The following is a 25,637-nucleotide window of genomic DNA, read 5'->3' on the forward strand; positions in this document are numbered from 1 at the left end:
AAAGGCAGGCTATATAGATTCCTTTACTCGAAGCCGAAATTCGGTAGATACTCCCTCCACTTCATCTTTCATCTTTGCACACCCGAATTCCGCAGGGTTTTTCAAGTACCAGAGGTAGCCGGTTGCCGCGTGACGAAGGGAACAAATCGACCAAAGAAGCGAGGACGGTCATGCGATCTGCCCGGATTGCACTGATGCTGACGATCGTGCTTGCCGGTCCGTATGCGTCGAACTTCGCGTATGCGCAGCGCCCCGAGCAGGGCGCATCGTCGCGCAAGCTGCCGCGCGGCAAGGCGCCGCAGCCCGACCGCAGCGCCGACACGACCGCGCGCTCCGCGGTGCCTCCCGATCTCGAACAGCGCCGCCGCGACGGCCACATGACGCCCGAAGAACGTCATCTGCTGCGTCAGCACATCGAGGATGCCGTTCGCGAGCTGTACAAGCGCTGAAGCGCGATCGCCGCGGTCGTTCGCATCGCGGAAAAATTCCGTAGCAATTTCTCCGTCAACTCGGATGCGGCGGATGCCGTTGAACGGGCATCCGCACCGCCGGTGCGTTCCGGGAGTCCTGACGATGAAAGCGAACGTTGTCGCAGCGGTGCCGTCGCCTGCGATGCAGACGCCGCTCGACGCGGACGATGCATTGTTCTTTCTGGCCCGTACCGGCTTCTCGCCCGCGCCCGCCGACGTCGCGCGCATCGTCGGGATGACGCGTGCGCAGGCGATCGACGATGCGCTCGGCAACGTGCGCCGCGAGCCCGTCACGACGTGGCCGGACTGGATCGACGACCTGCCGCCGCCGCGCGCGCAGCGTCACGCATGGACGCCCGACATGCGGCGCGACGCGCTGCGCGAGCGCCATCGCCGCTACGACGCGCTGCGCGAGCGCCATCGCCGCTACGACGCGCTGCGCGCCGCGTGGATCGCCGAGATGATCGCGACGCCGTCGCCGTTGACCGAGCGCATGACGCTGTTCTGGCATGGCCACTTCACGTCCGGCGAGGACAAGGTCCCGTATCCGCAGACGATGGCCGCGCAGAACGCGCTGTTTCGCCGCGAGGCGCTCGGCAACTTCGGCACGCTGCTGCATGCGGTCGCGAAGGATCCGGCGATGCTGCAGTATCTCGACGGCGCGAGCAATCGCAAGGGGCGCCCGAACGAGAATTTCGCACGCGAAGTGATGGAGCTGTTCACGCTCGGCGAAGGGCGCTACGCGCAGCACGACGTGACCGGGGCCGCGCGCGCGATGACGGGCTGGACGCTCGACCCCGATACGCTGCGCTTCATCGTGCGGCCCGAATGGCACGACGCAGGCGACAAGACGATACTCGGCGAGACCGGGCCGTTCGACGGCGATGCATTCATCGACATCCTGCTGAAGCACCGCGACACCGCGCGCTTCGTCGCCGGCAAGCTGTGGCGCGAGTTCGTGTCCGATACGCCGGATGCGGCCGCGCTCGACGGCGTCGCCGAACGGTTTCGCGCGAGCGGTTACGAGATTCGCGCGGCGCTCGCCGCGCTATGGTCGACCGATGCGTTCTGGGATCCGCGCAATCGCGGCGTGCTCGTGAAGTCGCCGGTCGAGTTCGTGGTCGGGTCGGTGCGGATGTTCGACGTCGCGTACGGCGATCCGCAGACGCTCGCGAACACCGTGCGCACGCTCGGGCAGACGCTGTTCTATCCGCCGAACGTGAAGGGCTGGCCGGGCGGCGCGACGTGGATCAACAGCACGACGCTGCTCGCGCGCAAGCAATTCGTCGAACAATTGTTCCGCGCGACCGAGACGGCCGGCATGCGGCCGGCCGCGCATGCAATGCCCGCGTCGTCGGATGCGCGCTCGCGCGCGATGCACGTGATCGATCCCGCCGCGTCTGCCGCCGACATGCGCGGCGGTGCGGGCAAACCGGCGCGCGGCGGTTTGCGCTTCGACCTCGAGCGCTGGCTCGCGCAGTATCGCGCGCGACCGCAAGCAATCGCCGGGCTGTCTACCGAACTGCAGCTGCAGCATGCGGTGCTGCCCGTGTCGCCGGTCGCCGCGATCGATACGGATTCGACCGGCAGCGCGTATCTGGAAGCGCTGCTGATGGATCCGGCCTACCAGCTGAAATGACATCGGCGACGAAATGACGAACCATGCCGACGACGCAGCGCCTGCGTCGCGCGGCGAACCGAAGGATGCGCGATGAACCGACGTGACTTTCTGACGTTGACCGGCGCCGCTGCGGCGGCACGCGTATCGCTGTGGCAGACGCCTGCGCTCGCGGCATCGACGCCGCCGCAAGCGGCGGCGGGCTACGCGAACGTGCTGATCCTCGTCGAGCTGAAGGGCGGCAACGACGGCCTCAACACGGTGGTGCCGTACGCGGATCCGCTGTACTACCAGTTCCGCCGCAGCATCGGCATCAAGCGCGAGCAGGTGCTGCAGCTCGACGCGCAAACCGGACTGCACCCGTCGCTCGCGCCGCTGATGCCGTTGTGGCGCGACGGGCAGGTCGCGATCGTGCAGGGCGTCGGCTATCCGCAGCCGAACCTGTCGCATTTCCGCTCGATCGAGATCTGGGATACCGCATCGCGCTCCGATCAGTATCTGCACGAAGGATGGCTCACGCGCACGTTCGCGCAGGCGCCCGTGCCGCCCGGTTTCGCGGCGGACGGCGTCGTGCTCGGCAGCGCGGAGATGGGGCCGCTCGCGAACGGCGCGCGCGCGATCGCGCTCGTCAATCCGGCGCAGTTCATTCGCGCGGCGCGGCTGGCGGAGCCGTCGTCGCTGCGCGAGCAGAATCCGGCGCTCGCGCACATCATCGACGTCGAGAACGACATCGTGAAGGCCGCCGATCGGCTGCGTCCGCGCGGCGGGATGCGCGAATTCCGGACCGCGTTTCCGGCCGGCGCATTCGGCACGTCGGTGAAGACCGCGATGCAGGTGCTGGCCGCATGCGACGCGTCGGGAGCCGGCGCGCAGGACGGCGTCGCGGTGCTGCGGCTGACGCTCAACGGCTTCGACACGCATCAGAACCAGCCCGGCCAGCATGCGGCGCTGCTCAAGCAGTTCGCGCAGGGAATGAGCGCGATGCGCGACGCGCTGATCGAGCTCGGACGCTGGGACCGGACGCTCGCGATCACGTATGCGGAATTCGGGCGGCGCGTGCGCGAGAACCAGAGCAACGGCACCGATCACGGCACGGCGGCGCCGCATTTCGTGATGGGCGGCCGCGTGGCGGGCGGGCTGTACGGTGCGCCGCCCGCGCTCGCACGGCTCGACGGCAACGGCAATCTGCCGGTCTCGGTCGACTTCCGTCAGCTTTATGCGACCGTGCTCGGTCCGTGGTGGGGGCTCGATGCGACGCGCGTGCTGCAGCAGCGTTTCGAACCGCTGCCGCTGCTGAAAGTGTGAGCCGGCGATTCAGCGCCGGCGCGCGGCGCGCCATGCGATCCACAGTTTGCGGATCGGCGTGAGCGCGATCCGCTGGTGCAGCACCTGGTAGCCGTCGCGCTCGATCTCGTCGAGCAGCGAGGCGGCCAGCGCGATCTGCGCACGCAGCGTGCGCTGCGAACGGCGTTCCGAGGCGGGGATCGCCGCGTCGGCGGCGGCGAGCGCTTCGCGCGCGCGCGCCGTCTGGAACTGCAGCAGCTCGGTGAACGCCGGGCTATAGCGACGGTTCAGCAGATCGGCGGCAGTGACGTTGTAGCGCTGCAATTCGTCGATCGGCAAATAGATGCGACCGTGGCGCGCATCGTTGCCGAGCTCCTGCACGAATTGAGCGAGCATCAGCGCGCGGCCGACGTCCGCGGCCCACGGTTGCGGATCGGCGGCGTTCGCGGCGCTCGCGCGTGCGACGAGCGCCGCGAACGTGCCGCCGACCAGCGCGATGTAGCGCTGCAGGTTCGCGAAGTCGAGATAGCGCGCCTGCTCGAGATCCATTCCGTAGCCGTTGACGAGCGCGCGCAGCGCGTCGGTTTCCGCGCGGATCGACGGATGATGCTGCGCGAGCGCTTTCGTGACGGGATGCGACGGCTGCCCTTCGGCGAGCGCCGCGAGTTCCTTGTGCCACCACGCGAGCTTCGTGTGTCCGACGGTCGGATCGCTGGTTTCCTTGACGGTTTCCTCGAGTTCGCGGCGCAATGCGAACAGCGCGGTGAGGCGCGGCTGGACGGCGGCCGGCGCCTGACGCAGCGCGTAGTAGGCGCTCGAGCCGTCGGGGGCGGCCTTTTGCTGACAGTAGTCGTCGAAGTTCACGGGGCAGATCGTGTCGGGGCGGGGCTGCACGCGCGGCGGCACACGGCCGTCACGTCGAGCGCGGCATTCTAGCACCGCCGCCCGACATGCGCCGGCGAAGCGAGACAACGCCGCACGGATCGGGTAGAATCTCGCGCTCGCCTGATCGGGCGTGCCGGTTTTCAGGCCGGCCGACGGCTCGGGCGCGCGGTGAACGCATACGACGTACCCGCGCGATCAGGCGACAGAACATGCGCGTGAGTGGCGAAATTGGTAGACGCACCAGGTTTAGGTCCTGACGCCCGCAAGGGTGTGCCGGTTCGAGTCCGGCCTCACGCACCAGCAGTTCGACGCGCGCTGCGCCAATGCGCGCGGTCCTCCGAAAAAAGCGCTGCCGGTCGATCGACCGCAGCGCTTTTTATTTCCCACCAAGTTCGACTTTCTTCCGCTTTCCGCGCGTATCGCGCAGCCCGTCCGAGCTAGTCCCAGAAACTCCGGATCGCGACCGCAACGATCACCGGCACCGAAAACACCAGCGGAATCGCGAAGTACTGCACTTCGCGGTCGACGAGCCAGCTATAGATTACCCATCCCGCGACGGCCGCGAACGTGACGATGCCGATCAGCACGGCCAATATGTTCAGCATCAGCCTGGAAGGCTGACGGCGCGCTTGGTCGTTGGTGTCGCGATTGCGCGGAGACGATTTCATCTGGGGAGCGACTCGGGTCTGTACGTATAAACGCACAGGAGACCGCATCCGCGCGGTTCGCGCAAGGGCCGGCGCGCGGCCGATTCCGGTCGCACGTTGCTTCGCGTTACAGTCCGAACGCCGTCGCCAGCTCGTCGAGCAGTTCGCGCTGAAACGCGATGAACCGCTCGCCCGGCTGCTGCGCGATCGCGAGCTCCAGCATCGGATCGGCGACGCCGGTGCGCACGTCGGCCAGCTCCTCGACGATTGCCAGCCCGCAGAACGGCACGTACGCCTCCGAATAGCCGCCCTCATGAACGATCGCGAGCCGCCCGCCGCAGTGCCGCTGCGCCGCTTCCTTCACCGCGCGCGTCATGAACCGGTAGCTGTCGCTATGCAGCTGCATGCGCGCGAGCGGATCGACCGCGCTTGCGTCGAGCCCGCTTGCGACGACGATCAGCTCGGGCCGGAAACGCTCGAGCGCCGGCAGCACGATTCGGTCGAATGCGTAGCGATACGCATCGTCGCCGCTGCCCGCGAGCAACGGCACGTTCAGATTCGCGCCGATGCCTTCGCGTTCGCCGCGATCGTCCGCGCCGCCGTAGCCGGGCGGGAAGCAGCGGTCCTGGTGCAGCGAGATCGTCAACGTGTGCGGATCGTCGTAGTAGATCGACTGCGTGCCGTTGCCGTGATGCACGTCCCAGTCGATCACCGCCACGCGGCCCACGCCGTGCTTCGCGCGCGCTGCTTCGATCGCGATCGGAATGTTCGCGAGCAGGCAGAAGCCCATCGGCCGATCGCGCAGGCAATGATGACCGGGCGGCCGCGACAGCGAGAACGCGTTGGCCGCGCGCTCGGCGACGACCGCATCGACGGCGGCGATCGCGAGCCCGGCCGACAGCGCGGCGATCTCGTAACTCCCGCGGCCGAACGGCGCGAGATCGCCGAGGTCGCCGCCGTTCGCATCGCTGAGCGCGCGGAACGCATCGAGATAGCCGGCGGGATGGATGCGCAGTAGATCGGCGGTCGTGGCGGGCGCAGCGCTCGACATGTCGAGCCGCGCGGCCAGCCCCGATGCGTGTACGAGCGACAGCAGCCGACGCTTGGACTCCGGCGACTCCGCATAGCCGGCGCTCGACGGCGGCTGGACCCAGCCGCCGACCGGAAAGAACAGCGCGTGCATGCCGCCGGTATGCCAGAAGGTGCGTTCATCGGTGAAGAAGGCAGTGCGATTCATGGATGCGTGACCTGTCACGGTTGGGAAGAAACGGAAGCGCGGCGCTCGAGGCGGTGCAACGCGGCGAACGACGCGAGCGCGACGACGGTCGCCGCGATCAGCAGCGCACGCATCGTGCCGCCGCGGTCGAGCATCAGCCCGGCGAGCAGCGGGCCCGCGGCGAGGCCGGCGCCGATCACGAGGTTGAGCGTCGCGACGATGCGGCCCGACGCGTCGATCTGCGCGACGGTCGCGAGAATGAACGGCAGCACGAACGTCCACGCGAACTTGAATGCAAAGATCGCGGCGCTGTAGCCGCCGGTGTCCGGCATCGCGGCAAGCGCGACGAGCGACGCAACGAGCAGCGCATAGCCGGCGGCCAGCATCGCGCGCCGCGGCAGTCGGCCGCCCGCGCACGATGCGAGCGCCGCGCCGGCGATTCCCATCACGCTCGCGATCGCGAGCACGGTGCCGGTCGATTGCGGATCGAGACCGGCATCGGCGGCCGCGCGGCTCGCGAACGTCCATACGCTGCCGATCGCGACATAGAACAGCAGCACCGAGCCGATCGCGAGTGCGACCGAGCTTCGCGAAGAACGCGGTCGTGCATCGTGTGTATCGTGCTGGGCGCGCGTGGAAACCGTCCGCGCGCCCAGTACCGACGGAAAGCCGCGCGACAGCGGCGCCGCGATCAGCGCGAGCGCGGCGAGCGCGACGTACAGCGCACGCAGCCCGAACGCGGCGAACACGTGCGGCAGCACGAACAGGCCGATCGCGCCCGCGATCAGCTGGCCGACGACCCACAGCCCGTACACGCGATCGCTGTTGCGGCTCGTCGCCGCGCTCGTCATGCAGAGCACCATCAGCGAGCCGCCGCCGAGCGCGGTGACGGCCCGCAGCGCGAGCAGCGCGACGAAGCCCGGCATCCATAGCGCGGTCAGCAGATTGCCGACGCCGAACAATGCAGTCGCACACGCGGCGACGCGGCGCGCATCGACACGGCCGAGCCACAGGTACGACGGCACGGTCGCGACACTGAACGCGCCGAGTTCGACGAAGAAGTACGTGCCGATTTGCGACGCGGACAGACCGAGCTGCGTCGCGAGCTGACCGGCGACGGCCGGCGCGACGAGCAACAGCAGCGGCGTGATGGCGGCGAACACGACCAGCGCGACGAGCGTCGAGCGCGCGAACGCGGGCGCGCTGCCGTCGGGCGGAAGCGCGGCATCGGTGGACAGGGTTTTCATGACGGAATCTCGCTGACGCAGGGGAATTCGGGGAAGTCAGAACAGGTGATAGAAGCCGGCCATCGCGCCGAACTGTGACGCGCCGGCGAGCGGCGTCGGGTCGTATTCGTAGACGGTCTGCGAACTCTGGCCGCCGTTGCGCGCATAGCCGAGGTTCACGTACGCGACGGTGCGCTTCGACAGCGCATAGGTGGTGCTCGCGACGAACAGCGTCGGATGGCCGGTCGTCGGCGTACGCGAATCGGTGTGGTACACGCCTGCGTTCACGCCGATCCCGTTCGGCGCGATGTAGCGGGCGCCGCCCCAGACGACCGTGCGCGGCGCGTCGAGATCGCCGGTCATCCGCTCGATGCCGGCATAGACGGTCAGCGGCAGTGCAGCGAACGCATAACGTGCGGCGAGCGTGCCGAGTTCGCGCCGGCGCCCGGACGCGTCGGCGGACGTCGACGTGTCGCCGTGCGCCTGGTGCAGCACCGCGCCGACCGACAGCCCGTTGCTGGTGTACTGGCCGCCGAGTTCGAGCACGCGGCCGGCGCGCGTGTTGCCGGCGACGCCGGCCGTCGCGGCGAGCGCCTCGACGTCGAATCCGCCGAATGTCGGCGACTGATACTTGACCGAACGATCGACGAAGTTCGCCGACAGCGGCACGATCACCGCCTGGCCGCTGTACGACGCGTACCACAGCGGGTCGTAGAACAGCGTCTTGTCGAACAGCACGCTGAATTGCCGGCCGAGCGTGACGGTGCCGGCAGGCCCCGCGACGCCGACGTACGCGCCGCGAAAGAACGCGTAGCCGGGCGCGGTCGCGGTGCCGTCGTTCACGCTGATGCCCTGTTCGAGCTTGAACAGCGCACGCCAGCCGCCGCCGAGATCCTCGTGACCCTTCAGGCCGATCTGCGACGGCAGAATGCCGTAGTTCTGCAGCCGCACGGCCGCGCGATGCCCGTCGGCATGAGTCAGATATTGCACGCCGACGTCGAGCGCACCGTAAAGCGCGAGGGTCGACTGCGCGTGCGCCGCAATGCCGGACGCGGCGAGCGTCGCGGCGGCGGCCTTGCACAGGAAGCGGGGTGTCGTCACGTGGGGTTCTCCATGCCGTGCTGCATCGGTTTGTCGTCGATCTCGTCGCGATGCAGTGTCCGCAGCGGCAATGCCGGCGAACAGTCGTCCAGATGAACGGTATGGAAAACCCGCAGCCCGCGGCCGCGGCGCGTATTGCGGCGACGGCGCGGCACGCGACGCGATTGCCGCATGCCGCACACCGTTCAAATGGATGGGATTCGCGCCGGCTCCGGCGACCGGCGCCGACAAAAATGCCGGTCGCTATAATCGGCCGGTCTGCGTTGCGCGCATCGGCAGCCCGAACGGGCGGAGGAGCGAAAGGTGAGGATCACGACCGATATCGGGCCCGATTTCGACATGCTGCGCGACGTGCCGGCTGCGATCGTCCTCGACGATTCCGTGTGGCCGCCGCGACGAGCGCGCCGTGCCGATTTCGACGGGATCGCGCGCGGCGACGCATCGCAGCGCGAGCTCGGGCTGATGCTGCTCGATCTGTACGCGCTCGCTGCGCAATCGGCGATCGGCGAGTTCGAGTGCCGCTTCCTTTCGCTGCTGCAGGCGCTCGTCCCGTTCGAAGCCGCGTGGACCGGCGTCGCGACGCACGCGGCGACCGGCCCCGTGATGCACAACAGCTTCCTGTACCGCCTTCCGCACGCATTTTTCGGCGACTGGCAGCGCGTGCGCGATTGCGATCCGCTCGCGCGCCGCACGCGCGACGGGCATGGTCGAGCGCTGCGGCTGTCGGTGATCGAGCCGGGGCTCGACGTGCGGTTTCGCGACTGGTGCGTGAAGTACGGGCTCGCGCAACTGATGTGCGTGTGCACGCTCGATCGCCGCTTCGGTTTGACGACGTTCATGTCGATCTATCGGCGGGGGCTGAATCAGCCGTTCGGCGACGACGATGCGTGCCGCGTCGAACAGGTGATTCCGCATCTCGCGGCGGCGCTCACGATCAACCGCGCGGCGCAGCTCACGCGTGAACGCGGCGATGGCGCCGGGCCTGTGGCGCGCGCGTTGTGCGACAACTTTGGCGTGCTGCACCACGCCGATCACGGATTCGACGACGTGCTGCGCGCCGAATGGCCGGGCTGGGCCGGTGCGCGCGTGCCGGAGCCGCTCGTCGCGCATCTGCGGCGCCGCTCGACCCAGCCGTTTGTCGGTGCTGCGCTGCGGATCCAGTGCGTACCCATCGCCGGACTGTTCCAGATCGAAGCGCGGCCGCGGTCGCTGCTCGACCGGCTGAGTCCGCGCGAGCTCGCCGCGATCCGCTTTTACGGTGCGGGACGCTCGCACAAGGAGGTCGCGCAGCAGATGGCGATTTCGCCGACGACCGTGCGTCACTACCTGCGCTGCGCGTACCGCAAGCTCGGCATGCACGACAAGAGCCAGATCGCGGGCGTGCTCGGGGCGATCGGCGGCGAGCGTTGCGCCGACGCGATCGAGCGCGGCGATGACGTGCGCTGAAGCGGGCTGTGCCGGATCCGTGCTTCGTCGCGTCGATGGTTGTGTCCGCAACTATTGAGCGGTATGCTCGTCAGCTCCCGGCAAACGGAAGCTCATCATGAACGACACGAATACAGGGTCGGTGCGTGCGGCAGTCGTCGGTGTCGGCGCGATCGGCGGATTGCTCGCGGCCGCGCTGTCGCGCGCCGGCATGACGGTCAGCGCATACGCGCGCGGCGCGACGCTCGATGCGCTGAACGCGCACGGCGTGCGTGTGATCGACGAGACGGGCGTCACGTCGTCGGTGCCGGTGCGCGCAAGCGACGACGCGGCCGCGCTCGGCGTGCAGGATTACGTGGTGATCGCGCTGAAGGCGCAGGTGCTGCCGGTGCTGGCAGCCCGTATCGCGCCGCTGGTCGGGCCCGACACGGTGATCGTCGCGGCGATGAACGGGCTGCCGTGGTGGTTTACGCACGGGCTCGAAGGACCGCTCGACGGCGTGCCGCTCGATGCGGTCGATCCGGGCGGCGCGGTGTCGGCGGCGCTGCCGCCCGCGCGGGCGATCGGCTGCGTCGTGCATCTGTCGTCGAGTACCGATGCGCCGGGCGTCGTGCGTCGCGGCCGCGGCAACCGGTTGATCGTCGGTGCGCCCGATGCGCGGCTGCAGCCGGCGGCCGCGAAGTTTGCGACGGCACTTGCCGCCGGCGGCTTCGACGTCGAGCCGACGGCGGCGATCCGCACCGAGATCTGGGCGAAGCTGTGGGGCAACATGAACATGAATCCGCTGAGCGCACTGACGGGCTCGACCGCCGAGCAGCTGCTCGACGATCCGTTCACGCAGGATCTTGCGTTGCGGATGATGGAGGAGGCGGCTGCGATCGGCGCGAGGCTCGGCTTGTCGACAGGCATGAGCGGCCCCGAGCGGATCGCGGTGACGCGCAAGCTTGGCGCGTTCAAAACGTCGATGCTGCAGGATTTCGAAGCAGGGCGCCCGCTCGAGATCGGACCGATCCTTGGCGTGTTTCCGGAGCTCGGTCGCAAGCTCGGCGTGCCGACGCCTTATTGCGACGCGGTGCTCGGCTTGCTGCGCCAGCGCGCGGCGAACAGCGGGTTGTAGCCGGCAACGCGCGTTGCCGCGCGCTTGGCCTCACTCGTCGCGTTCGATCGCGTGCGCGACGACCTTGTCGAGCAGCCGCTCGAACGTCTGCCGCTCGCTGTCGGACAGGCACGCGAGCAAACCGTCGTTCCACTTGCGCACGATCGGCATGATCTTGCGATGCAGCGCACGGCCGTCGGCGGTCAGCGCGATCAGCACGATCCGGCCGTCCTCGTCGCTCGCGCTGCGCTCGAGCAATCCCTGGCGCAGCAGCGCTTCGGCCGCGCGGCTCGCCTGACTCTTGTCGAGATTGGTGTGACGCGCGAGATCCATGATCGAGAACGGTCCGAATGCACCGACCGCCGCAATCACGCGTGCCTCGGGCAGCGAGATGTCGAGCTTTTGCCGGTACACGTCGGCGATCCCGCGATCGGAACGCTTCGTGAGCGCGTGGAGACGATAGGTCAGAAACTGTTCTAGCCCGGCTTGGCGGCCTTTCATGTCGAATCCTGAAGAAAAAGGGCGGGCCCGATTGTTCCTGTATCGCGCGCTCGGGTCAACGGTCAACGTGCGCCGTACTTCAGGCGCGTCAATTGCTCTGCTTCGTTCGCGAGCAGATGCGCTGCGTCGCGGATCGCGACGTCCAGCGTGATCGGCCCCGGAGCCGGCGAGAAGCAGCCGGAAAAGTGCTCGGATAGCCGCGGCAGCGCGGCCGGATCGACCGCGCCCGACAGCAGCGACGCCGGCACGCCCGCGGCCTGCGCGTGACGGCACGCGACGAACGGCGCCTTGCCGTGCAGCGTCTGCACGTCGGAGCGGTCTTCGCCGGTGATCAGCCAGTCGGCGTCGGCCAGCGCCGCGTCGAGCCCGACCTGTCGCGCAACCACTTCCGCGCCGGCCTCGAATCGCGCACCAAGCATGTGCAGCGCGAAACCGAGACCGCCGGCGGCGCCGGCGCCTGGCAAATCGCGGCCCTGACGATCGAGCGCCGCTTCGAGCAAGTCCGCGAAGCGGGCGAGCGCGGCATCGAGTTCCGCAACCTGCTCGGACGTCACGCCTTTTTGCGGGCCGAACACGGCGGTTGCGCCATGCGGGCCGGTCAGCGGATTGTCGACGTCGGACATCCCGACGAATTCCGTTTCCTTCAGCCGCGGATCGAGCGCCGATGCGTCGACGCGCGCGATGTCGGCAAGCCGTGCCGGCACCGGCTCGACCGGCCGGCCGGCATCGTCGAAGCACTGCAGCCCGAGGCCGGCGAGCAGGCCGGCGCCTGCATCGTTGGTACTGCTGCCGCCGAGCGCGACGAAGAACCGGCGCACGCCGTCGTCGAGCAGTGCGCGGATCGCTTCGCCGATGCCGCGCGTGCTGCGCGCTGCGACGGGCACGCTCATGCCGACCGGATCGGTGATGCCGACGATCTCGGCCGTCTCGACGATCGCCGTGCGCGCGTCGATCAGCCCGACTGCCGCATCGCGCGCAGCGAGCGACGCACCGGCCACCCGCAACATGCGCCGCGTGCCGCCGCCGGTCAGCATCGCGTCGAGCGTGCCTTCGCCGCCGTCGGCCATCGGGCAGCAGCGCACCTGCGCATCGGGCCGCGCACGACGCACGCCGGTCGCGATCGCGTCCGCGACCTGCTCCGCGGAAAGCGAGCCTTTGAACGAATCGGGCGCGATGACGACGACAGGCGCGGACGGGTGTTGCGGCATGGTGTCTCCGAAAGGCGTGATTGGTGTGAAGAATCGGGGCGCGATTGCGGCGCGCGTTCATTCGGAGCTTACAGGATGGCGGGCCGCCGGTGGATATGGCGAACGGCATAGCGATGATCCGTGCGCATTGCCGTGCGCGGTGAACGGGGCGCCACGGCGGGCGCGCGCGTGGGGGGCGCCGATCTGGCGGTGCGACGAAAATTGTTTGCTAGAATAGCCGATTCTTCCGGCCGAAGCCGTGCTCCGAGCCGCTTGCGCCAGCCACCCGGCGCGTGCGCGGACGACGTGGCGCTCCGGCGCGGCGTGTGCGACGCCGCCAGGCAGGCACGGCAAGGAAAACCCGATTCGCTCGAATAATTTTAGGACGATTGAAGCCATGGCTAACGTTGTTGAGAACCTCGGCAAGCTTGAACGCCGCGTGACGATTTCCCTGCCGAAAGAAACGGTGCGCAAGGAAATCGACGCCCGTATCCAGAAACTCGCGAAGAACGTGCGCATGCCGGGCTTCCGCCCGGGCAAGGTGCCGCTGAAGATGGTCGCGCAACAATACGCGGGTCAGGTCGAGGCGGAAGTGCTGAGCGACAAGATCGGCCAGGAGTTCTTCACGATCAGCCGCGCGGAAAACCTGCGCGTCGCTGGCCAGCCGAGCTTCGCGCCGAAGCAGGAGCAGGCCGAAGACGCATACGCGTTCGACGCGACCTTCGAGGTTTATCCGGAAGTGAAGATCGGCGATCTGTCGACCGCTGAAGTCGAGCGCTCGACGACGACCATCGGCGACGCCGAAATCGACCGCACGCTCGACATCCTGCGCAAGCAGCGCGTGCACTACCACGCACGCGGCGAAGGCGGCGAGCACGGCGACGGCGGCGCGGACACCGCAGCACAGAACGGCGATCGCGTGACCGTCGACTTCGTCGGCAAGATCGACGGCGTCGCGTTCCAGGGCGGCACCGCCGAAGACTTCCCGTTCGTGCTCGGCGAAGGCCGCATGCTGCCGGAATTCGAACAGGCGGCGCTCGGCCTGAAGGCCGGCGAATCGCGCACGTTCGATCTGAAGTTCCCGGACGACTACCACGGCAAGGACGTGGCGGGCAAGACCGCGCAATTCACGGTCACGATGAAGAAGGTCGAATGGCCGCACCTGCCGGAAATCGACGCGGAGTTCGCGAAGTCGCTCGGCATCGAAGACGGCGATCTGACGAAGATGCGCAACGAGATCAAGGAAAACCTCGAGCGCGAGGCGAAGCGCCGCACGCAGGCGATCGTCAAGAACCAGGTGATGGACGCGCTGCTGAAGATTTCCGAACTCGACGTGCCGAAGGCGCTGATCGAGCAGGATCAGCAACGCCTCGTCGAAATGGCGCGTCAGGACCTCGCGCAGCGAGGCGTGCCGAACGCGAAGGATGCACCGATCCCGGCCGAGATGTTTGCCGAGCAGGCGGAGCGTCGCGTGAGGCTGGGCCTCGTGCTGGCTGAACTCGTGAAGGCGAACGGTCTCGAAGCGAAGCCGGAACAGATCCGTGCGGAAGTCGACGAGTTCGCGAAGAGCTACGAAGACCCGAAGGAAGTGGTCCGCTGGTATTATTCCAACCAGCAGCGCCTTGCCGAGATGGAAGCGTTCGTCGTTGAGAGCAACGTCGTCGACTTCGTGCTGAGCAAGGCAAAGGTGACGGACAAGGAAGTGAGCTTCGAGGCACTCGCGAGCGCATCGGCGCAAGCGTAACTGTCGCTCTAGCGGCGTGCCGGCTGTCGGAGCGACGGCCCGCACGCCGTTTTTACGTCGAGCGCACGGTTGCCATTAATATGGCGATTGAGCGGGCGGCTTCCCTCCGTTCAATTTTCCATTCGAACAAGGTTCATTGAATGATCACTCGCGCTGAATTGCTGGACATGCTTGCTTCGAACGCGCCGCAGGGTTTCGAGGCGCAAGCGCTGGGGCTGGTGCCGATCGTCGTCGAAACGAGCGGCCGCGGCGAGCGTTCGTACGATATCTATTCGCGGCTCCTGAAGGAGCGCCTGGTGTTCATGGTCGGCGAAGTGAACGACCAGACCGCCAATCTCGTGGTCGCGCAACTGCTGTTCCTCGAGAGCGAGAATCCCGACAAGGACATCAGTCTCTACATTAACAGCCCGGGCGGCTCGGTGTCGGCCGGGATGGCGATCTACGACACGATGCAGTTCATCAAGCCGGACGTGTCGACGCTGTGCATGGGGCTCGCGGCCAGCATGGGCGCGTTCCTGCTCGCGTCCGGTGCGAAGGGCAAGCGCTTCGCGCTGCCGAACTCCCGCGTGATGATTCACCAGCCGCTCGGCGGCGCGCGCGGGCAGGCATCGGACATCGAGATCCAGGCACGCGAAATTCTCTATCTGAAGGAGCGTCTGAACCATTTGCTCGCGCAGCATACGGGGCAGGACGTCGAGCGCATTGCACGCGACACCGACCGTGATAACTTCATGTCGAGCGAGGACGCGAAGGCGTACGGACTCATCGACCAAGTGCTGCTGAAGCGCCCGTGAACTGAAGTGGGGTGCCGCCCCGATTCGTGCGGCACTCCGCGCTGTCCCGAAACGCGTTGAGCATCTGCGGCAAGCGCATCCAGCCGGCTCCGGTCGCGCCCTAGGCGCGGCGTCCGAGGCATTCGGCGTATCATGTCATTTACCTGTCCGGAGGCTCTACATTCATGGCGGACAAAAAAGGTTCGAACAGCGAGAAGCTGTTGTATTGCTCGTTCTGCGGAAAGAGCCAGCATGAGGTGAAAAAGCTCATCGCCGGCCCGTCGGTGTTCATCTGCGATGAATGCATCGATCTCTGCAACGAAATCATTCGCGACGAGGCGGCTGCCGCCGGCGTCGAGGCCAGCCTGTCCCGGTCGGATCTGCCGAGCCCGCAGGAAATTCGCGACATCCTCGATCAGTACGTGATCGGGCAAGAGCGCGCGAAGAAGATCCTCGCGGTGGCCGTGTACAACCACTACAAGCGCCTGAAGCATCTCGACAAGAAGGACGATGTCGAGCTGTCGAAGAGCAACATCCTGCTGATCGGCCCGACGGGCTCCGGCAAGACGCTGCTCGCGCAGACGCTCGCGCGGTTGCTCAACGTGCCGTTCGTGATCGCCGATGCGACGACGCTGACCGAGGCCGGCTATGTCGGCGAGGACGTCGAGAACATCATCCAGAAGCTGTTGCAGAACTGCAACTACGAGGTCGAGAAGGCGCAGCGCGGGATCGTGTACATCGACGAGATCGACAAGATCAGCCGCAAGTCGGACAACCCGTCGATCACGCGCGACGTGTCGGGCGAAGGCGTCCAGCAGGCGCTGCTGAAGCTCGTCGAAGGCACGATGGCGTCGGTGCCGCCGCAGGGCGGGCGCAAACACCCGAACCAGGATTTCATCCAGGTCGACACGACGAACATTCTGTTCATCTGCGGCGGCGCGTTCGACGGCCTCGAGAAAGTGATCATCGATCGTACCGAGAAGACCGGCATCGGCTTCGGCGCAACGGTCAAGAGCAAGCAGGAGCGCGACGCGGGCGAAGTGCTGCGCGAGACGGAGCCGGAGGACCTGATCAAATTCGGTCTGATCCCCGAATTGATCGGCCGTCTGCCGGTCGTCGCGACGCTCGGCAAGCTCGACGAAGCCGCGCTGATGAAGATTCTCGTCGAGCCGAAGAATGCGCTCGTCAAGCAGTATCACAAGCTGTTCGCGATGGAGCGCGTCGAACTGGAAATCCGGCCGGCCGCGTTGCAGGCGGTCGCCCGCAAGGCGATCCGTCGCAAGACCGGCGCGCGCGGCTTGCGTTCGATCATCGAACAGGCGCTGCTCGACGTGATGTACGAGCTGCCGACGATGAAAGGGGTCAGCAAGGTCATCATCGACGAGAATGTCATCGATGGCGACGGCAAGCCTTTGCTGATCTACGAGGACACGCCGAAGGTGGCGGGTTCGAACTGACCGGCTTGCCGACGATGTTCTGCGGAAAAGGCCGTTCATGAGTCCGTGGGCGGCTTTTTTTCGTTTATCTTGTGGGTAACTCTGACTCGACACGCGGTGGTTACTTTCTTACCGAATATTTCCCGCACTTGAAGGCTTGCAATCTGCTGTGCCGGCCTCAATTACCGAACAATTGATTCCACTCATGGGGAAATGAAATGTCAGGCACCCAACTTCTCCCGCCGGAACGCATCACGCTCCCGCTGCTGCCGCTGCGGGACGTCGTCGTTTTCCCGCACATGGTGATTCCGCTCTTCGTGGGCCGGCCGAAATCGATCAAGGCCCTCGAAGCAGCGATGGAAGGCGGCAAGCACATCATGCTCGTCGCCCAGAAGACCGCAGCCAAGGATGAGCCGACCGAAAAGGACATGTACGAGGTCGGTTGCATCGCCAACATTCTGCAGATGCTGAAGCTGCCGGACGGCACCGTGAAGGTGCTCGTCGAAGGGCTGCAGCGCGCGAAGGCATTGTCGATCGAAGAGCAGGAGACGCAGTTCTCGTGCGACGTGATGCCGCTCGAACCCGACCACGCCGACAGCGCTGAAACCGAAGCGCTGCGCCGCGCGATCGTGTCGCAGTTCGACCAGTACGTGAAGCTGAACAAGAAGATCCCGCCGGAGATTCTCACGTCGCTGTCGGGCATCGACGAGGCTGGCCGCCTCGCGGACATGATCGCCGAACGTCTGCCGTTGAAGCTCGACCAGAAGCAGCACATCCTCGAGATGTTCCCGGTCATCGAGCGTCTCGAGCACCTGCTCGCGCAGCTCGAGGCGGAGATCGACATCCTGCAGGTCGAAAAGCGCATTCGCGGGCGCGTGAAGCGCCAGATGGAAAAGAGCCAGCGCGAGTACTACCTGAACGAACAGGTGAAGGCCATCCAGAAGGAATTGGGCGAAGGCGAGGAAGGCGCGGATCTCGAAGAGCTCGAGAAGCGCATCAACGCCGCGCGCATGCCGAAGGAAGCGAAGAAGAAGGCCGACGCGGAGCTCAAGAAGCTGAAGCTGATGTCGCCGATGTCTGCGGAAGCGACGGTCGTGCGCAACTACATCGACACGCTGATCGGCTTGCCGTGGCGCAAGAAGAGCAAGGTCAACAACGATCTGTCGAACGCCGAGCAGGTGCTCGACGAGGATCACTTCGGCCTCGAGAAAGTCAAGGAACGGATCCTCGAGTATCTCGCGGTGCAGCAGCGCGTCGACAAGGTGAAGGCGCCGATTCTGTGCCTGGTCGGGCCTCCGGGCGTCGGCAAGACGTCGCTCGGCCAGTCGATCGCGCGTGCGACGAACCGCAAGTTCGTCCGGATGGCGCTCGGCGGCGTGCGTGACGAAGCCGAAATCCGCGGTCACCGCCGCACGTACATCGGCTCGATGCCGGGCAAGATCCTGCAAAGCCTCGCGAAGGTCGGCGTGCGCAATCCGCTCTTCCTGCTCGACGAAGTCGACAAGATGGGGATGGATTTCCGCGGCGATCCGTCGTCGGCGCTGCTCGAAGTGCTCGATCCCGAACAGAATCACACGTTCGCCGACCACTACATCGAGGTCGATTTCGACCTGTCGGACGTGATGTTCGTCGCGACGTCGAACTCGCTGAACATCCCGCCGCCGCTGCTCGACCGGATGGAAGTGATTCGTCTGTCGGGCTATACGGAAGACGAGAAGGTCAGCATCGCGCAGCGTTACCTGCTGCCGAAGCAGAAGAAGAACAACGGGCTGAAGGAAGGCGAGATCGAGGTCACCGAGCAGGCGATCCGCGACATCATCCGCTACTACACGCGCGAAGCCGGCGTGCGTTCGCTCGAGCGGGAAGTGTCGAAGATCTGCCGCAAGGTCGTGAAGATGCTGCTGCTGAAGAAGGCATCGGGCGCGATCAAGGTCGACAGCGACAATCTCGACACGTTCCTCGGCGTGCGCAAGTACGATTTCGGTCTCGCGGCGAAGGAAAATCAGGTCGGTCAGGTGACGGGCCTCGCGTGGACGGAAGTCGGCGGCGATCTGCTGACGATCGAAGCGGCGGTGATGCCCGGCAAGGGCAACGTGATCCGCACGGGTTCGCTCGGCGACGTGATGAAGGAGTCGGTCGAGGCCGCGCGCTCGGTCGTGCGTTCGCGTTCGCGACGTCTGGGCATCAAGGACGAAGCGTTCGAGAAGCAGGACATCCACATCCACGTGCCGGAAGGCGCGACGCCGAAGGACGGTCCGTCCGCCGGCGGTGCGATGACGACTGCGCTGGTGTCGGTGCTGACCGGCATTCCGGTGCGCGCCGACGTCGCGATGACGGGTGAAATCACGCTGCGCGGCGAGGTGCTGCCGATCGGCGGGCTGAAGGAGAAGCTGCTTGCAGCGCATCGCGGCGGCATCAAGCTCGTGCTGATTCCGGAGGAGAACGTGAAGGATCTCGCGGAGATTCCGGACAACGTGAAGAACGCGATCGAGATCGTGCCGGTCCGCTGGATCGACAAGGTACTGGAACTCGCGCTCGAGCGTTTGCCGACGCCGCTGCCGCCGGAAGAAGAGGCGAAGGCTGCGGCGCCGGTCGGCGGCGATGCCGCGAAGGACGCCGGCACCGAGGTCGTCAAGCACTGAGCCCGAGCGCCGCGCTGACGGCGGCTCACGAAACCCGCGGCATGGCCGCGGGTTTTTTTATGTGTGCCGACGGGCGGACGTTAAAAAATTTCTGCGTCCGGGCTTGGCAAAACGATCGGCGATGAATTAAACTTGCGGGCTCGCTGGTTGTTGATGCGGAAACGCAAATCGCAGCCAGATCGAATCGGAAACGGGTGCTTAGCTCAGTTGGTAGAGCGGCGCCCTTACAAGGCGTAGGTCGGGAGTTCGAGCCTCTCAGCACCCACCAGTTTCCCGATTCAGCCAGACCAAGGAGCGGTAGTTCAGTCGGTTAGAATACCGGCCTGTCACGCCGGGGGTCGCGGGTTCGAGTCCCGTCCGCTCCGCCAAACAATGAATGCCCGCCTCGTGCGGGCATTTTTGTTGATCGTTGAGGCGCGCCGGCGTGCGGGCGCGTGGCTGCGGGGCGGAGGAAGCCGCCTGCGCGGCTTCCGGCGGGACTCGAAGGGCTGCGCTTGCAAGCGCAGCCGCGGCCTGCGTCACGTAGGCGAGTCCCGTCCGCTCCGCCAACCAATAAATGCCCGCCTCGTGCGGGCATTTTTGTTTTTTGCGCCGCGATGACTGCAGGCCGGGCGCCGGTCACGGTCTGCGCCGTCCATATCTCGATAGTCGGCAAGCTGCCGACGACTGCCGGCCTGCAGCGGCTTCCGTCGTCCGGAATCCAGTTGCGGCGTCGCGTTCCGCCGCGCGCGTCGCATGCGGTTCGCCCTTTTTTCCCGCCCGCTGTTGTAATATCGGGCGTTTTGTCCAATACAACCCGTCACGCATGCTCGATTTCTTCCGTAATCACCAGCGCCTGATGATGGCGCTCCTGCTCCTGATCGTATTGCCGGGGCTGGGTTTCGTCGGGATCCAAGGCTTCCGCGGCTTCTTCGACGACAGTGCGAACGTCGCGGCAGTCAACGGGCACAAGATCACGCGGGTCGAATTCGATGCGGCGTTCCGCCAGCAGATCGACCAGGCGCGCCAAGCGCTGGGCGGACAGTTCGACATCAAGATGTTCGATACGCCCGAGCATCGCAAGCAGGTGCTCGACGGCCTGATCCAGCAGCGCGTGCTGGCCGACGAGACGCAACGTCTGCATCTGACCGCTTCGGACAATGCGGTGCGCGAAGCGCTGATGAGCGACCCGATGATCGCGTCGCTGAAGAAGCCCGACGGCTCGATCGACGTCGAGCGCTACGCTCAGCTGCTGTCGTTCCAGGGGATGACGCCCGAGCAGTACCAGGAGCGCGTGCGTTACAGCCTCGCGCTGCAGCAGATTCCGGCGAGCATCATTTCGAGCGCATTCACGCCGAAGAGCCTCGCGCAGCGTCTGTCGGAACTCGCCGCGCAGCAGCGCGAAGTGCAGTCGCTCGTGCTGAAGACAAGCGACTATGCAGCGAAGGTCCAGCCGACCGACGCACAGCTCGCCGCGTACTATGACGCGCACAAGCAGAGCTTCGCGACGCCGGCGACCGCGACGATCCAGTATCTCGTCTATTCGCCGGCCGCGGCCGCTGCGAGCGCGCAGCCGACCGACGCGGACATCAAGAAGTTCTACGACGACAACCCGACGCATTTCCGCACCGAAGCGCAAGTGCGCGTGAGCCACATCTTCATCGCTGCGGCGAGCAGCGCGAGCGCCGCCGACAAGGCCGCCGCGAAGGCGAAGGCCGAGCAGTTGCTGGCGGAAGTGAAAGCGCATCCCGATCAGTTCGCGCAGATCGCCGAGAAGAACTCGCAGGACGCGCCGTCCGCTGCGAAGGGCGGCGACCTCGGCTTCATCACGCGTGGCTCGACGGCGGGCGGCAAGGCCTTCGACGATGCAGCATTCGCGCTGAAGCAGGGCGAGGTGAGCGGCGTCGTGGAGTCGGATCTCGGCTTCCACATCCTGAAGGCGACCGAAGTGAAGCCGGCGGTGCTCAAGCCGTTCGCGGAAGTGAAGGATCAGATCGCCGCCGACCTCAAGCAGCAGTACGCGGCGAAGGCGTTCTCGGACAACGCGGAAGGCTTCACGTCGACGGTGTACGAAAAGGCGAAGAGCCTGCAGCCGGCCGCGGACAAGTACAAGCTGACGATCCAGACGGCGACCGTCACGCCGACGCCCAATCCGCAGCTGCCGCCGACGAGCCCGCTGAACAATCCGAAATTCCTCGCCGCCGTGTTCGCGGACGACGCGGTGAAGAACCACAACAACACGCAGGCAATCGACGTCGGCAACAACACGCTGATCTCGGCGCGCGTGGTCGACTACAAGCCGGCGGCCGTGCCGGCGCTCGACGCGATCAAGGATGCGGTGCGTCAGAAGGTCGTCGCCGAGCAGGCGGCGGAACTCGCGAAGAAGGACGGTGCGGCGAAGCTCGCCGAACTGCAGAAGTCGAAGTCGACCGACGGTTTCACGGCGGCACAGAAGATCTCGCGCACGCAGTCGCAAGGGCTGACGCCTGCTGCACTGAGCGCGGTCTACAAGGTCGATCCGAAGACGCTGCCCGCCTATGTCGGCGTCGATCTCGGCGCGGACGGCTACGCGATCTATCGCGTCAATGCGGTGATTCCGGGTTCGGCGGTCGATCCGCAGCAGCTCGCGGCCGCGCAGCAGCAGATGGCGCAGGTCGAAGCGCAGAGCGAAGGCGAAGCGTATCTCGCCGCGCTGCGCGACCGCTCGAAGGTGAAGCTGTACGGTTCGACGGCCAGCCAGCCGCAAGACGGCGACGGCAACTGAGCATCGTTTCGCATGCAACGAAAAGCCCCGCTTCGAGCGGGGCTTTTTGCTTGAAACGCCCGGCGTGCCGATCAGCCGCGCGGCTTGCCGAGCAGCGGTTTCAGCGTCGGCCACACGTTGTCGAGCAGCACGCGCTGCGCCTGCTGCGCGGGATGAATCTGATCGGGCTGGAACATCTCCGGCTTGTTCTCGATGCCGGCGAGCAGGAACGGCACGAGCGGCACGTCGAGATCCTTCGCGAGCCGCGTATAGACCGCGTGGAACTTCTGCGTGTAGTCGGGCCCGTAATTCGGCGGCACGTACATGCCGACCAGTACGACCTTGGCCTGCGCGCGCCGCGCGTCGGCGACGATGTCGCGCAGGTTGCGCTCCGTCGTCGCGAGCGGCACGCCGCGCAACGCATCGTTCGAGCCGAGCTCCACGACGACGATCGACGGCTTGAGCCGCTGCAGCACCGCAGGCAGCCGCGCGCGGCCGCCGCTCGTCGTGTCGCCGCTGACGCTTGCGTTCGCAACGCTATAATCGATCCGCTCGGCGGCGAGCCGCTGCCGCAGCAGCGCGACCCAGCCCGTGTCGCGCGGCAGCCCGTATTCGGCCGACAGGCTGTCGCCGAGCACGACGATCACCGGCTGGCCCGACGTCGGGGCCGGCGCCGTCGCGGCATCCGCGCGCCCCGTTGCGGCGAGCATGCCGCCCAACAGCGCGACGATGGCCGCGCGTCTCTTCCAGCGAAATGTCGTGTCCATGTTCAAGATTACCGATCCGATCATCGAAGTTCATGACGTGTGCAAGCGGGTCGCCGACGCGACGGGCGAACTGACGATCCTCGACGGCATCACGCTCGCCGTGCGGCCGGGCAGCAGTCTCGCGATCGTCGGCGCGTCGGGCTCGGGCAAATCGACGCTGCTCGGCCTGCTCGCGGGATTGGACCGCGCGACGAGCGGCACGGTTCGCCTGCTCGGCCGCGCGCTCGACGAACTCGACGAGGACGAGCGCGCCGCGCTGCGCAACGGCGCGGTCGGGTTCGTGTTTCAGTCGTTCCAGCTGATGCCGCATTTGACCGCGCTCGAAAACGTGATGCTGCCGCTCGAGCTGCAGGGCGGGATCGGCGCGCGCGAGGCGGCCGATCGCGCACGCGCGCTGCTCGCGCAGGTCGGGCTCGCCGAGCGCACCGCGCACTATCCGAAACTGCTGTCCGGCGGCGAGCAGCAGCGCGTCGCGCTTGCACGCGCGTTCGTCACGCGTCCGGCGATCCTGTTCGCCGACGAGCCGACCGGCAGCCTCGACGCAGCCACCGGGCACGCGGTCATCGACCTGATGTTCGAACTGAACCGCACACACGGCGCAACGCTCGTGCTCGTCACGCACGACGCCGAACTCGCGCGCCGTTGCACGACGACCGTGACGCTCGATGCAGGGCGGATCGTCGTGCCGCGCGCCGCGCAGCACGGCCGCTGAATCGTTGCCCGGCCGCGCGCCAGTCGCCCGGTGCGCGGCCGGCGGCGGCTCAGCGCTTGAGCGCGGCGCGCGCGCGCGCAATCAGCGCGGTGGTCGACGAGTCGTGCTTCGCGGAATCGAGCGATTCGGACGACAGATCGGCTTCGACGACCTTGCCGAGGATCTTGCCGAGCTCGACGCCCCACTGATCGAACGGATTGATGTTCCACACCGTCGCCTGCACGAGCACCTTGTGCTCGTAGAGCGCAATCAGCGCGCCGAGCGAGCGCGGCGTCAGCGCGTCGACGAGCAGCGTCGTCGTCGGGCGATTGCCGGGGAACGTCAGGTGCGGCGCAAGCGCCTCGTTGCCGGGGCCGGCAATCTTGCGCGCTTCTTCGAGCGTGCGGCCGAGCATCAGCGCCTCGCTTTGCGCGAAGCAGTTCGCGAGCAGCTTCGGGTGATGGCTCGCGAGCGGATGCTCGGGCGTCAGCACCGCGATGAAGTCGATCGGCACGATCGTCGGCCCCTGATGCAGCATCTGGAAGAACGCGTGCTGGCCGTTGGTGCCAGGCTCGCCCCACGTTACCGCGGACGTCGGATAGTCGACGAACGTGCCGTCGACGCGCGCCGATTTGCCGTTGCTCTCCATTTCGAGCTGCTGCAGATACGACGGCAGGTAGTGCAGCGCTTCCGAATACGGCGCGACCAGATAGCTTTGCGAGCCGAAGAAGTTCCGGTACCAGATGCCGATCAGCCCGAGCAGCACCGGAAGATTGCGCTCGAGCGGCGCTTCGCGGAAATGGCGGTCCATGTCGTTCGCGCCGGCGAGCAGCTCGTCGAACTGCTCGGGGCCGACCGCGATCATGATCGACAGGCCGACCGCCGACCACAGCGAGTAGCGGCCGCCGACCCAATCCCACATTTCGAACACGTTGTCCGCCGCGATGCCGAATTTCACGACTTCGGCCGGATTCGCCGATACGCCGACGAAGTGCTTCGCGAGCGCGTCTTCGGGGCAGCCCTTCGCGACGAACCAGTCGCGCAGCGAGCGTGCGTTCGTCATCGTCTCGAGCGTCGTGAAGGTCTTCGACACGACGATCGCGAGCGTTTCTTCCGGATCGACCTGTTCGAGCACGCGCGACAGATCGGCGCCGTCGACGTTCGACACGAAATGAGTCGAGATGTCGCGCGTCGCGACGTGATGCAGCGCGTGCGTGACCATCTTCGGCCCGAGATCCGAACCGCCGATCCCGATGTTGATGACGTGGCGGATGCGCTTGCCCGTGTATCCGGTCCACGTGCCGCTGCGCACCGCGCGCGCGAAGGTCGCCATCTTCGCGCGCTCGGCGCTCACCTGCGCGTGGAACGGCGCATGCGGATCGGTCGCCCGCAGCGCGGTGTGCAGCGCCGCGCGGCCTTCGGTCGGATTGACGACGTCGCCGGCGAACATCGCGTCGCGACGCGCTTCGACGCGCGCTTCGCGGGCCAGCTGCACGAGCAGCCGAAGCGTCTCGTCGTCGATCCGGTTCTTCGAGAAATCGGCCGCGAGGCCGCCGCCCGCGATCGTGAAGCGTTCGGCGCGGGTCGGCGCGCGGTCGTTCTCCGGCGCGAACCAGTCGCGCAGCCGCGCGTGGCGGATCTGTTCGAAATGGGATTGAAGGGCAGTCCAGGCGGGGAGCGAATTCAGCGTCATGGCGGTTCGAGTGAAGCGTGAATCGGGGAGGAATGCCGCGCCGGCGCATCGCGATCGGCACGCCGGCGGACGAGCGGGCCCGCCGTGCGGCGGGGCAGTCAGTATAGCGGCGTTACGTGTCGGCGCGCGGCGACGGATAAAAAAGGCGATTGAGCAGCGTGCGCACCGTCGGCGCGAGTTCGCCCGCCGCGAGCCCGGCCGGCCCGGTGCCGTTCGCGGTCAACGTGTCGGCCGCGAGCCCGTGCAGGTAGACGCCCGCGAGCGCCGCTTCGTACGGCGCGACGCGCTGCGCGAGCAGCGCGCCGATCAGCCCGCCGAGCACGTCGCCGGTGCCGCCGGTGGCGAGCGCCGCATTGCCGGTCGGATTGACGGTCAGCCGGCCGTCGGGCGCGGCGATCACGGTGCCCGAGCCTTTCAGCACGACGACGCTCGCATGGCGCGCGGCGAGCGCGTGCGCGGCCGCGAGGCGGTCGCGCTGCACCGTCGCCGTGTCGCTGCCGAGCAGCCGCGCGG

Annotated in this window: 21 protein-coding genes and 3 tRNA genes; 14 read left to right on the forward strand and 10 right to left on the reverse strand. The window is 66.9% G+C overall.

Features of this window, described 5'->3' with window-relative positions; genetic code table 11:
• The first annotated feature begins 170 nt into the window (after positions 1-170).
• The 3 genes from BUB20358_RS12395 to BUB20358_RS12405 all read left to right on the forward strand — a co-directional run bounded on the left by BUB20358_RS12395 (position 171) and on the right by BUB20358_RS12405 (position 3,393).
• On the forward strand, positions 171-449 hold the full coding sequence (locus tag BUB20358_RS12395; RefSeq protein ID WP_006764105.1) for a hypothetical protein: 279 nt from the start codon (positions 171-173) through the stop codon (positions 447-449).
• A gap of 124 nt (positions 450-573) precedes the next feature.
• Entirely contained in the window at positions 574-2,109 is a 1,536-nt protein-coding gene (locus BUB20358_RS12400) for a DUF1800 domain-containing protein (RefSeq protein WP_035972201.1), read from the forward strand.
• Between the two features lie 72 nt (positions 2,110-2,181).
• Positions 2,182-3,393, forward strand: a complete 1,212-nt coding sequence (locus tag BUB20358_RS12405) for a DUF1501 domain-containing protein (RefSeq protein ID WP_006764107.1) — start codon at positions 2,182-2,184, stop codon at positions 3,391-3,393.
• 9 nt (positions 3,394-3,402) lie between these two features.
• Here the strand turns inward: BUB20358_RS12405 and hpnD are convergent, their stop codons facing one another.
• Positions 3,403-4,236 carry a presqualene diphosphate synthase HpnD gene (hpnD, locus tag BUB20358_RS12410; RefSeq protein ID WP_035973339.1) on the reverse strand — a complete coding sequence of 278 codons (834 nt, stop codon included), beginning with the start codon at positions 4,234-4,236 and terminating at the stop codon, positions 3,403-3,405.
• Between the two features lie 234 nt (positions 4,237-4,470).
• Here hpnD and BUB20358_RS12415 point away from each other — a divergent pair.
• Positions 4,471-4,557 (forward strand) — tRNA-Leu (locus BUB20358_RS12415).
• Positions 4,558-4,694: 137 nt separating this feature from the next.
• On the opposite strand, the gene BUB20358_RS12420 is transcribed toward BUB20358_RS12415, so the two are convergent.
• From BUB20358_RS12420 to BUB20358_RS12435, 4 genes are all read right to left on the reverse strand, one after another.
• Positions 4,695-4,925, reverse strand: a complete 231-nt coding sequence (locus BUB20358_RS12420; RefSeq protein ID WP_006764109.1) for a hypothetical protein — start codon at positions 4,923-4,925, stop codon at positions 4,695-4,697.
• Positions 4,926-5,031: 106 nt separating this feature from the next.
• Complete coding sequence (locus BUB20358_RS12425) at positions 5,032-6,141, reverse strand: class II histone deacetylase (protein WP_035972202.1); 1,110 nt, start codon at positions 6,139-6,141, stop codon at positions 5,032-5,034.
• A gap of 14 nt (positions 6,142-6,155) precedes the next feature.
• On the reverse strand, positions 6,156-7,367 hold the full coding sequence (locus BUB20358_RS12430) for an MFS transporter (protein ID WP_006764110.1): 1,212 nt from the start codon (positions 7,365-7,367) through the stop codon (positions 6,156-6,158).
• A gap of 36 nt (positions 7,368-7,403) precedes the next feature.
• Positions 7,404-8,447, reverse strand: coding sequence for a porin (locus BUB20358_RS12435; RefSeq protein WP_035972204.1), 1,044 nt, complete (start codon positions 8,445-8,447; stop codon positions 7,404-7,406).
• A 303-nt stretch (positions 8,448-8,750) separates the two neighbouring features.
• Between BUB20358_RS12435 and BUB20358_RS12440 the strand changes: the two genes are divergently transcribed.
• Positions 8,751-9,893, forward strand: a complete 1,143-nt coding sequence (locus tag BUB20358_RS12440; protein WP_006764112.1) for a helix-turn-helix transcriptional regulator — start codon at positions 8,751-8,753, stop codon at positions 9,891-9,893.
• 97 nt (positions 9,894-9,990) lie between these two features.
• Positions 9,991-10,989, forward strand: a complete 999-nt coding sequence (locus BUB20358_RS12445; protein WP_006764113.1) for a 2-dehydropantoate 2-reductase — start codon at positions 9,991-9,993, stop codon at positions 10,987-10,989.
• Positions 10,990-11,019: 30 nt separating this feature from the next.
• Here BUB20358_RS12445 and BUB20358_RS12450 read toward each other — a convergent pair whose 3' ends face one another.
• A complete protein-coding gene (locus BUB20358_RS12450; protein ID WP_006764114.1) occupies positions 11,020-11,469 on the reverse strand; it encodes a MarR family winged helix-turn-helix transcriptional regulator in 450 nt (149 codons plus the stop codon).
• A gap of 62 nt (positions 11,470-11,531) precedes the next feature.
• Positions 11,532-12,677 carry a glycerate kinase gene (locus BUB20358_RS12455; protein ID WP_006764115.1) on the reverse strand — a complete coding sequence of 382 codons (1,146 nt, stop codon included), beginning with the start codon at positions 12,675-12,677 and terminating at the stop codon, positions 11,532-11,534.
• A 376-nt stretch (positions 12,678-13,053) separates the two neighbouring features.
• Here BUB20358_RS12455 and tig point away from each other — a divergent pair, with 376 nt between their 5' ends.
• The 7 genes from tig to BUB20358_RS12490 all read left to right on the forward strand — a co-directional run bounded on the left by tig (position 13,054) and on the right by BUB20358_RS12490 (position 21,994).
• Positions 13,054-14,400, forward strand: coding sequence for a trigger factor (tig, locus tag BUB20358_RS12460; protein ID WP_035972206.1), 1,347 nt, complete (start codon positions 13,054-13,056; stop codon positions 14,398-14,400).
• Positions 14,401-14,540: 140 nt separating this feature from the next.
• On the forward strand, positions 14,541-15,194 hold the full coding sequence (gene clpP, locus BUB20358_RS12465) for an ATP-dependent Clp endopeptidase proteolytic subunit ClpP (RefSeq protein ID WP_006408392.1): 654 nt from the start codon (positions 14,541-14,543) through the stop codon (positions 15,192-15,194).
• 164 nt (positions 15,195-15,358) lie between these two features.
• Complete coding sequence (gene clpX, locus BUB20358_RS12470) at positions 15,359-16,630, forward strand: ATP-dependent Clp protease ATP-binding subunit ClpX (protein WP_006764117.1); 1,272 nt, start codon at positions 15,359-15,361, stop codon at positions 16,628-16,630.
• Positions 16,631-16,827: 197 nt separating this feature from the next.
• Complete coding sequence (lon, locus tag BUB20358_RS12475; RefSeq protein WP_006764118.1) at positions 16,828-19,251, forward strand: endopeptidase La; 2,424 nt, start codon at positions 16,828-16,830, stop codon at positions 19,249-19,251.
• A 192-nt stretch (positions 19,252-19,443) separates the two neighbouring features.
• A tRNA-Val gene (locus BUB20358_RS12480) sits at positions 19,444-19,519 on the forward strand.
• 23 nt (positions 19,520-19,542) lie between these two features.
• Positions 19,543-19,619 (forward strand) — tRNA-Asp (locus tag BUB20358_RS12485).
• 437 nt (positions 19,620-20,056) lie between these two features.
• Positions 20,057-21,994 (forward strand): SurA N-terminal domain-containing protein, encoded by a 1,938-nt coding sequence (locus tag BUB20358_RS12490; RefSeq protein WP_006764119.1) that lies wholly within the window; start codon positions 20,057-20,059, stop codon positions 21,992-21,994.
• 71 nt (positions 21,995-22,065) lie between these two features.
• Here the strand turns inward: BUB20358_RS12490 and BUB20358_RS12495 are convergent, their stop codons facing one another.
• Positions 22,066-22,740, reverse strand: coding sequence for an arylesterase (locus BUB20358_RS12495; RefSeq protein ID WP_035972208.1), 675 nt, complete (start codon positions 22,738-22,740; stop codon positions 22,066-22,068).
• Between BUB20358_RS12495 and BUB20358_RS12500 the strand changes: the two genes are divergently transcribed.
• Positions 22,739-23,452 (forward strand): ABC transporter ATP-binding protein, encoded by a 714-nt coding sequence (locus tag BUB20358_RS12500; RefSeq protein ID WP_035972210.1) that lies wholly within the window; start codon positions 22,739-22,741, stop codon positions 23,450-23,452. The genes BUB20358_RS12495 and BUB20358_RS12500 overlap by 2 nt on opposite strands.
• Before the next feature lie 49 nt (positions 23,453-23,501).
• On the opposite strand, the gene pgi is transcribed toward BUB20358_RS12500, so the two are convergent.
• Positions 23,502-25,124 carry a glucose-6-phosphate isomerase gene (gene pgi / locus BUB20358_RS12505; protein WP_035972211.1) on the reverse strand — a complete coding sequence of 541 codons (1,623 nt, stop codon included), beginning with the start codon at positions 25,122-25,124 and terminating at the stop codon, positions 23,502-23,504.
• A gap of 112 nt (positions 25,125-25,236) precedes the next feature.
• Positions 25,237-25,637, reverse strand: a 401-nt coding sequence (locus tag BUB20358_RS12510) for an ADP-dependent NAD(P)H-hydrate dehydratase (RefSeq protein ID WP_174905075.1), incomplete at its 5' end; no start/stop codon positions are given.

Origin of the sequence: Burkholderia dolosa, from assembly GCF_902499135.1 — a bacterium.
Classification (GTDB): Bacteria; Pseudomonadota; Gammaproteobacteria; order Burkholderiales; family Burkholderiaceae; genus Burkholderia; species Burkholderia dolosa.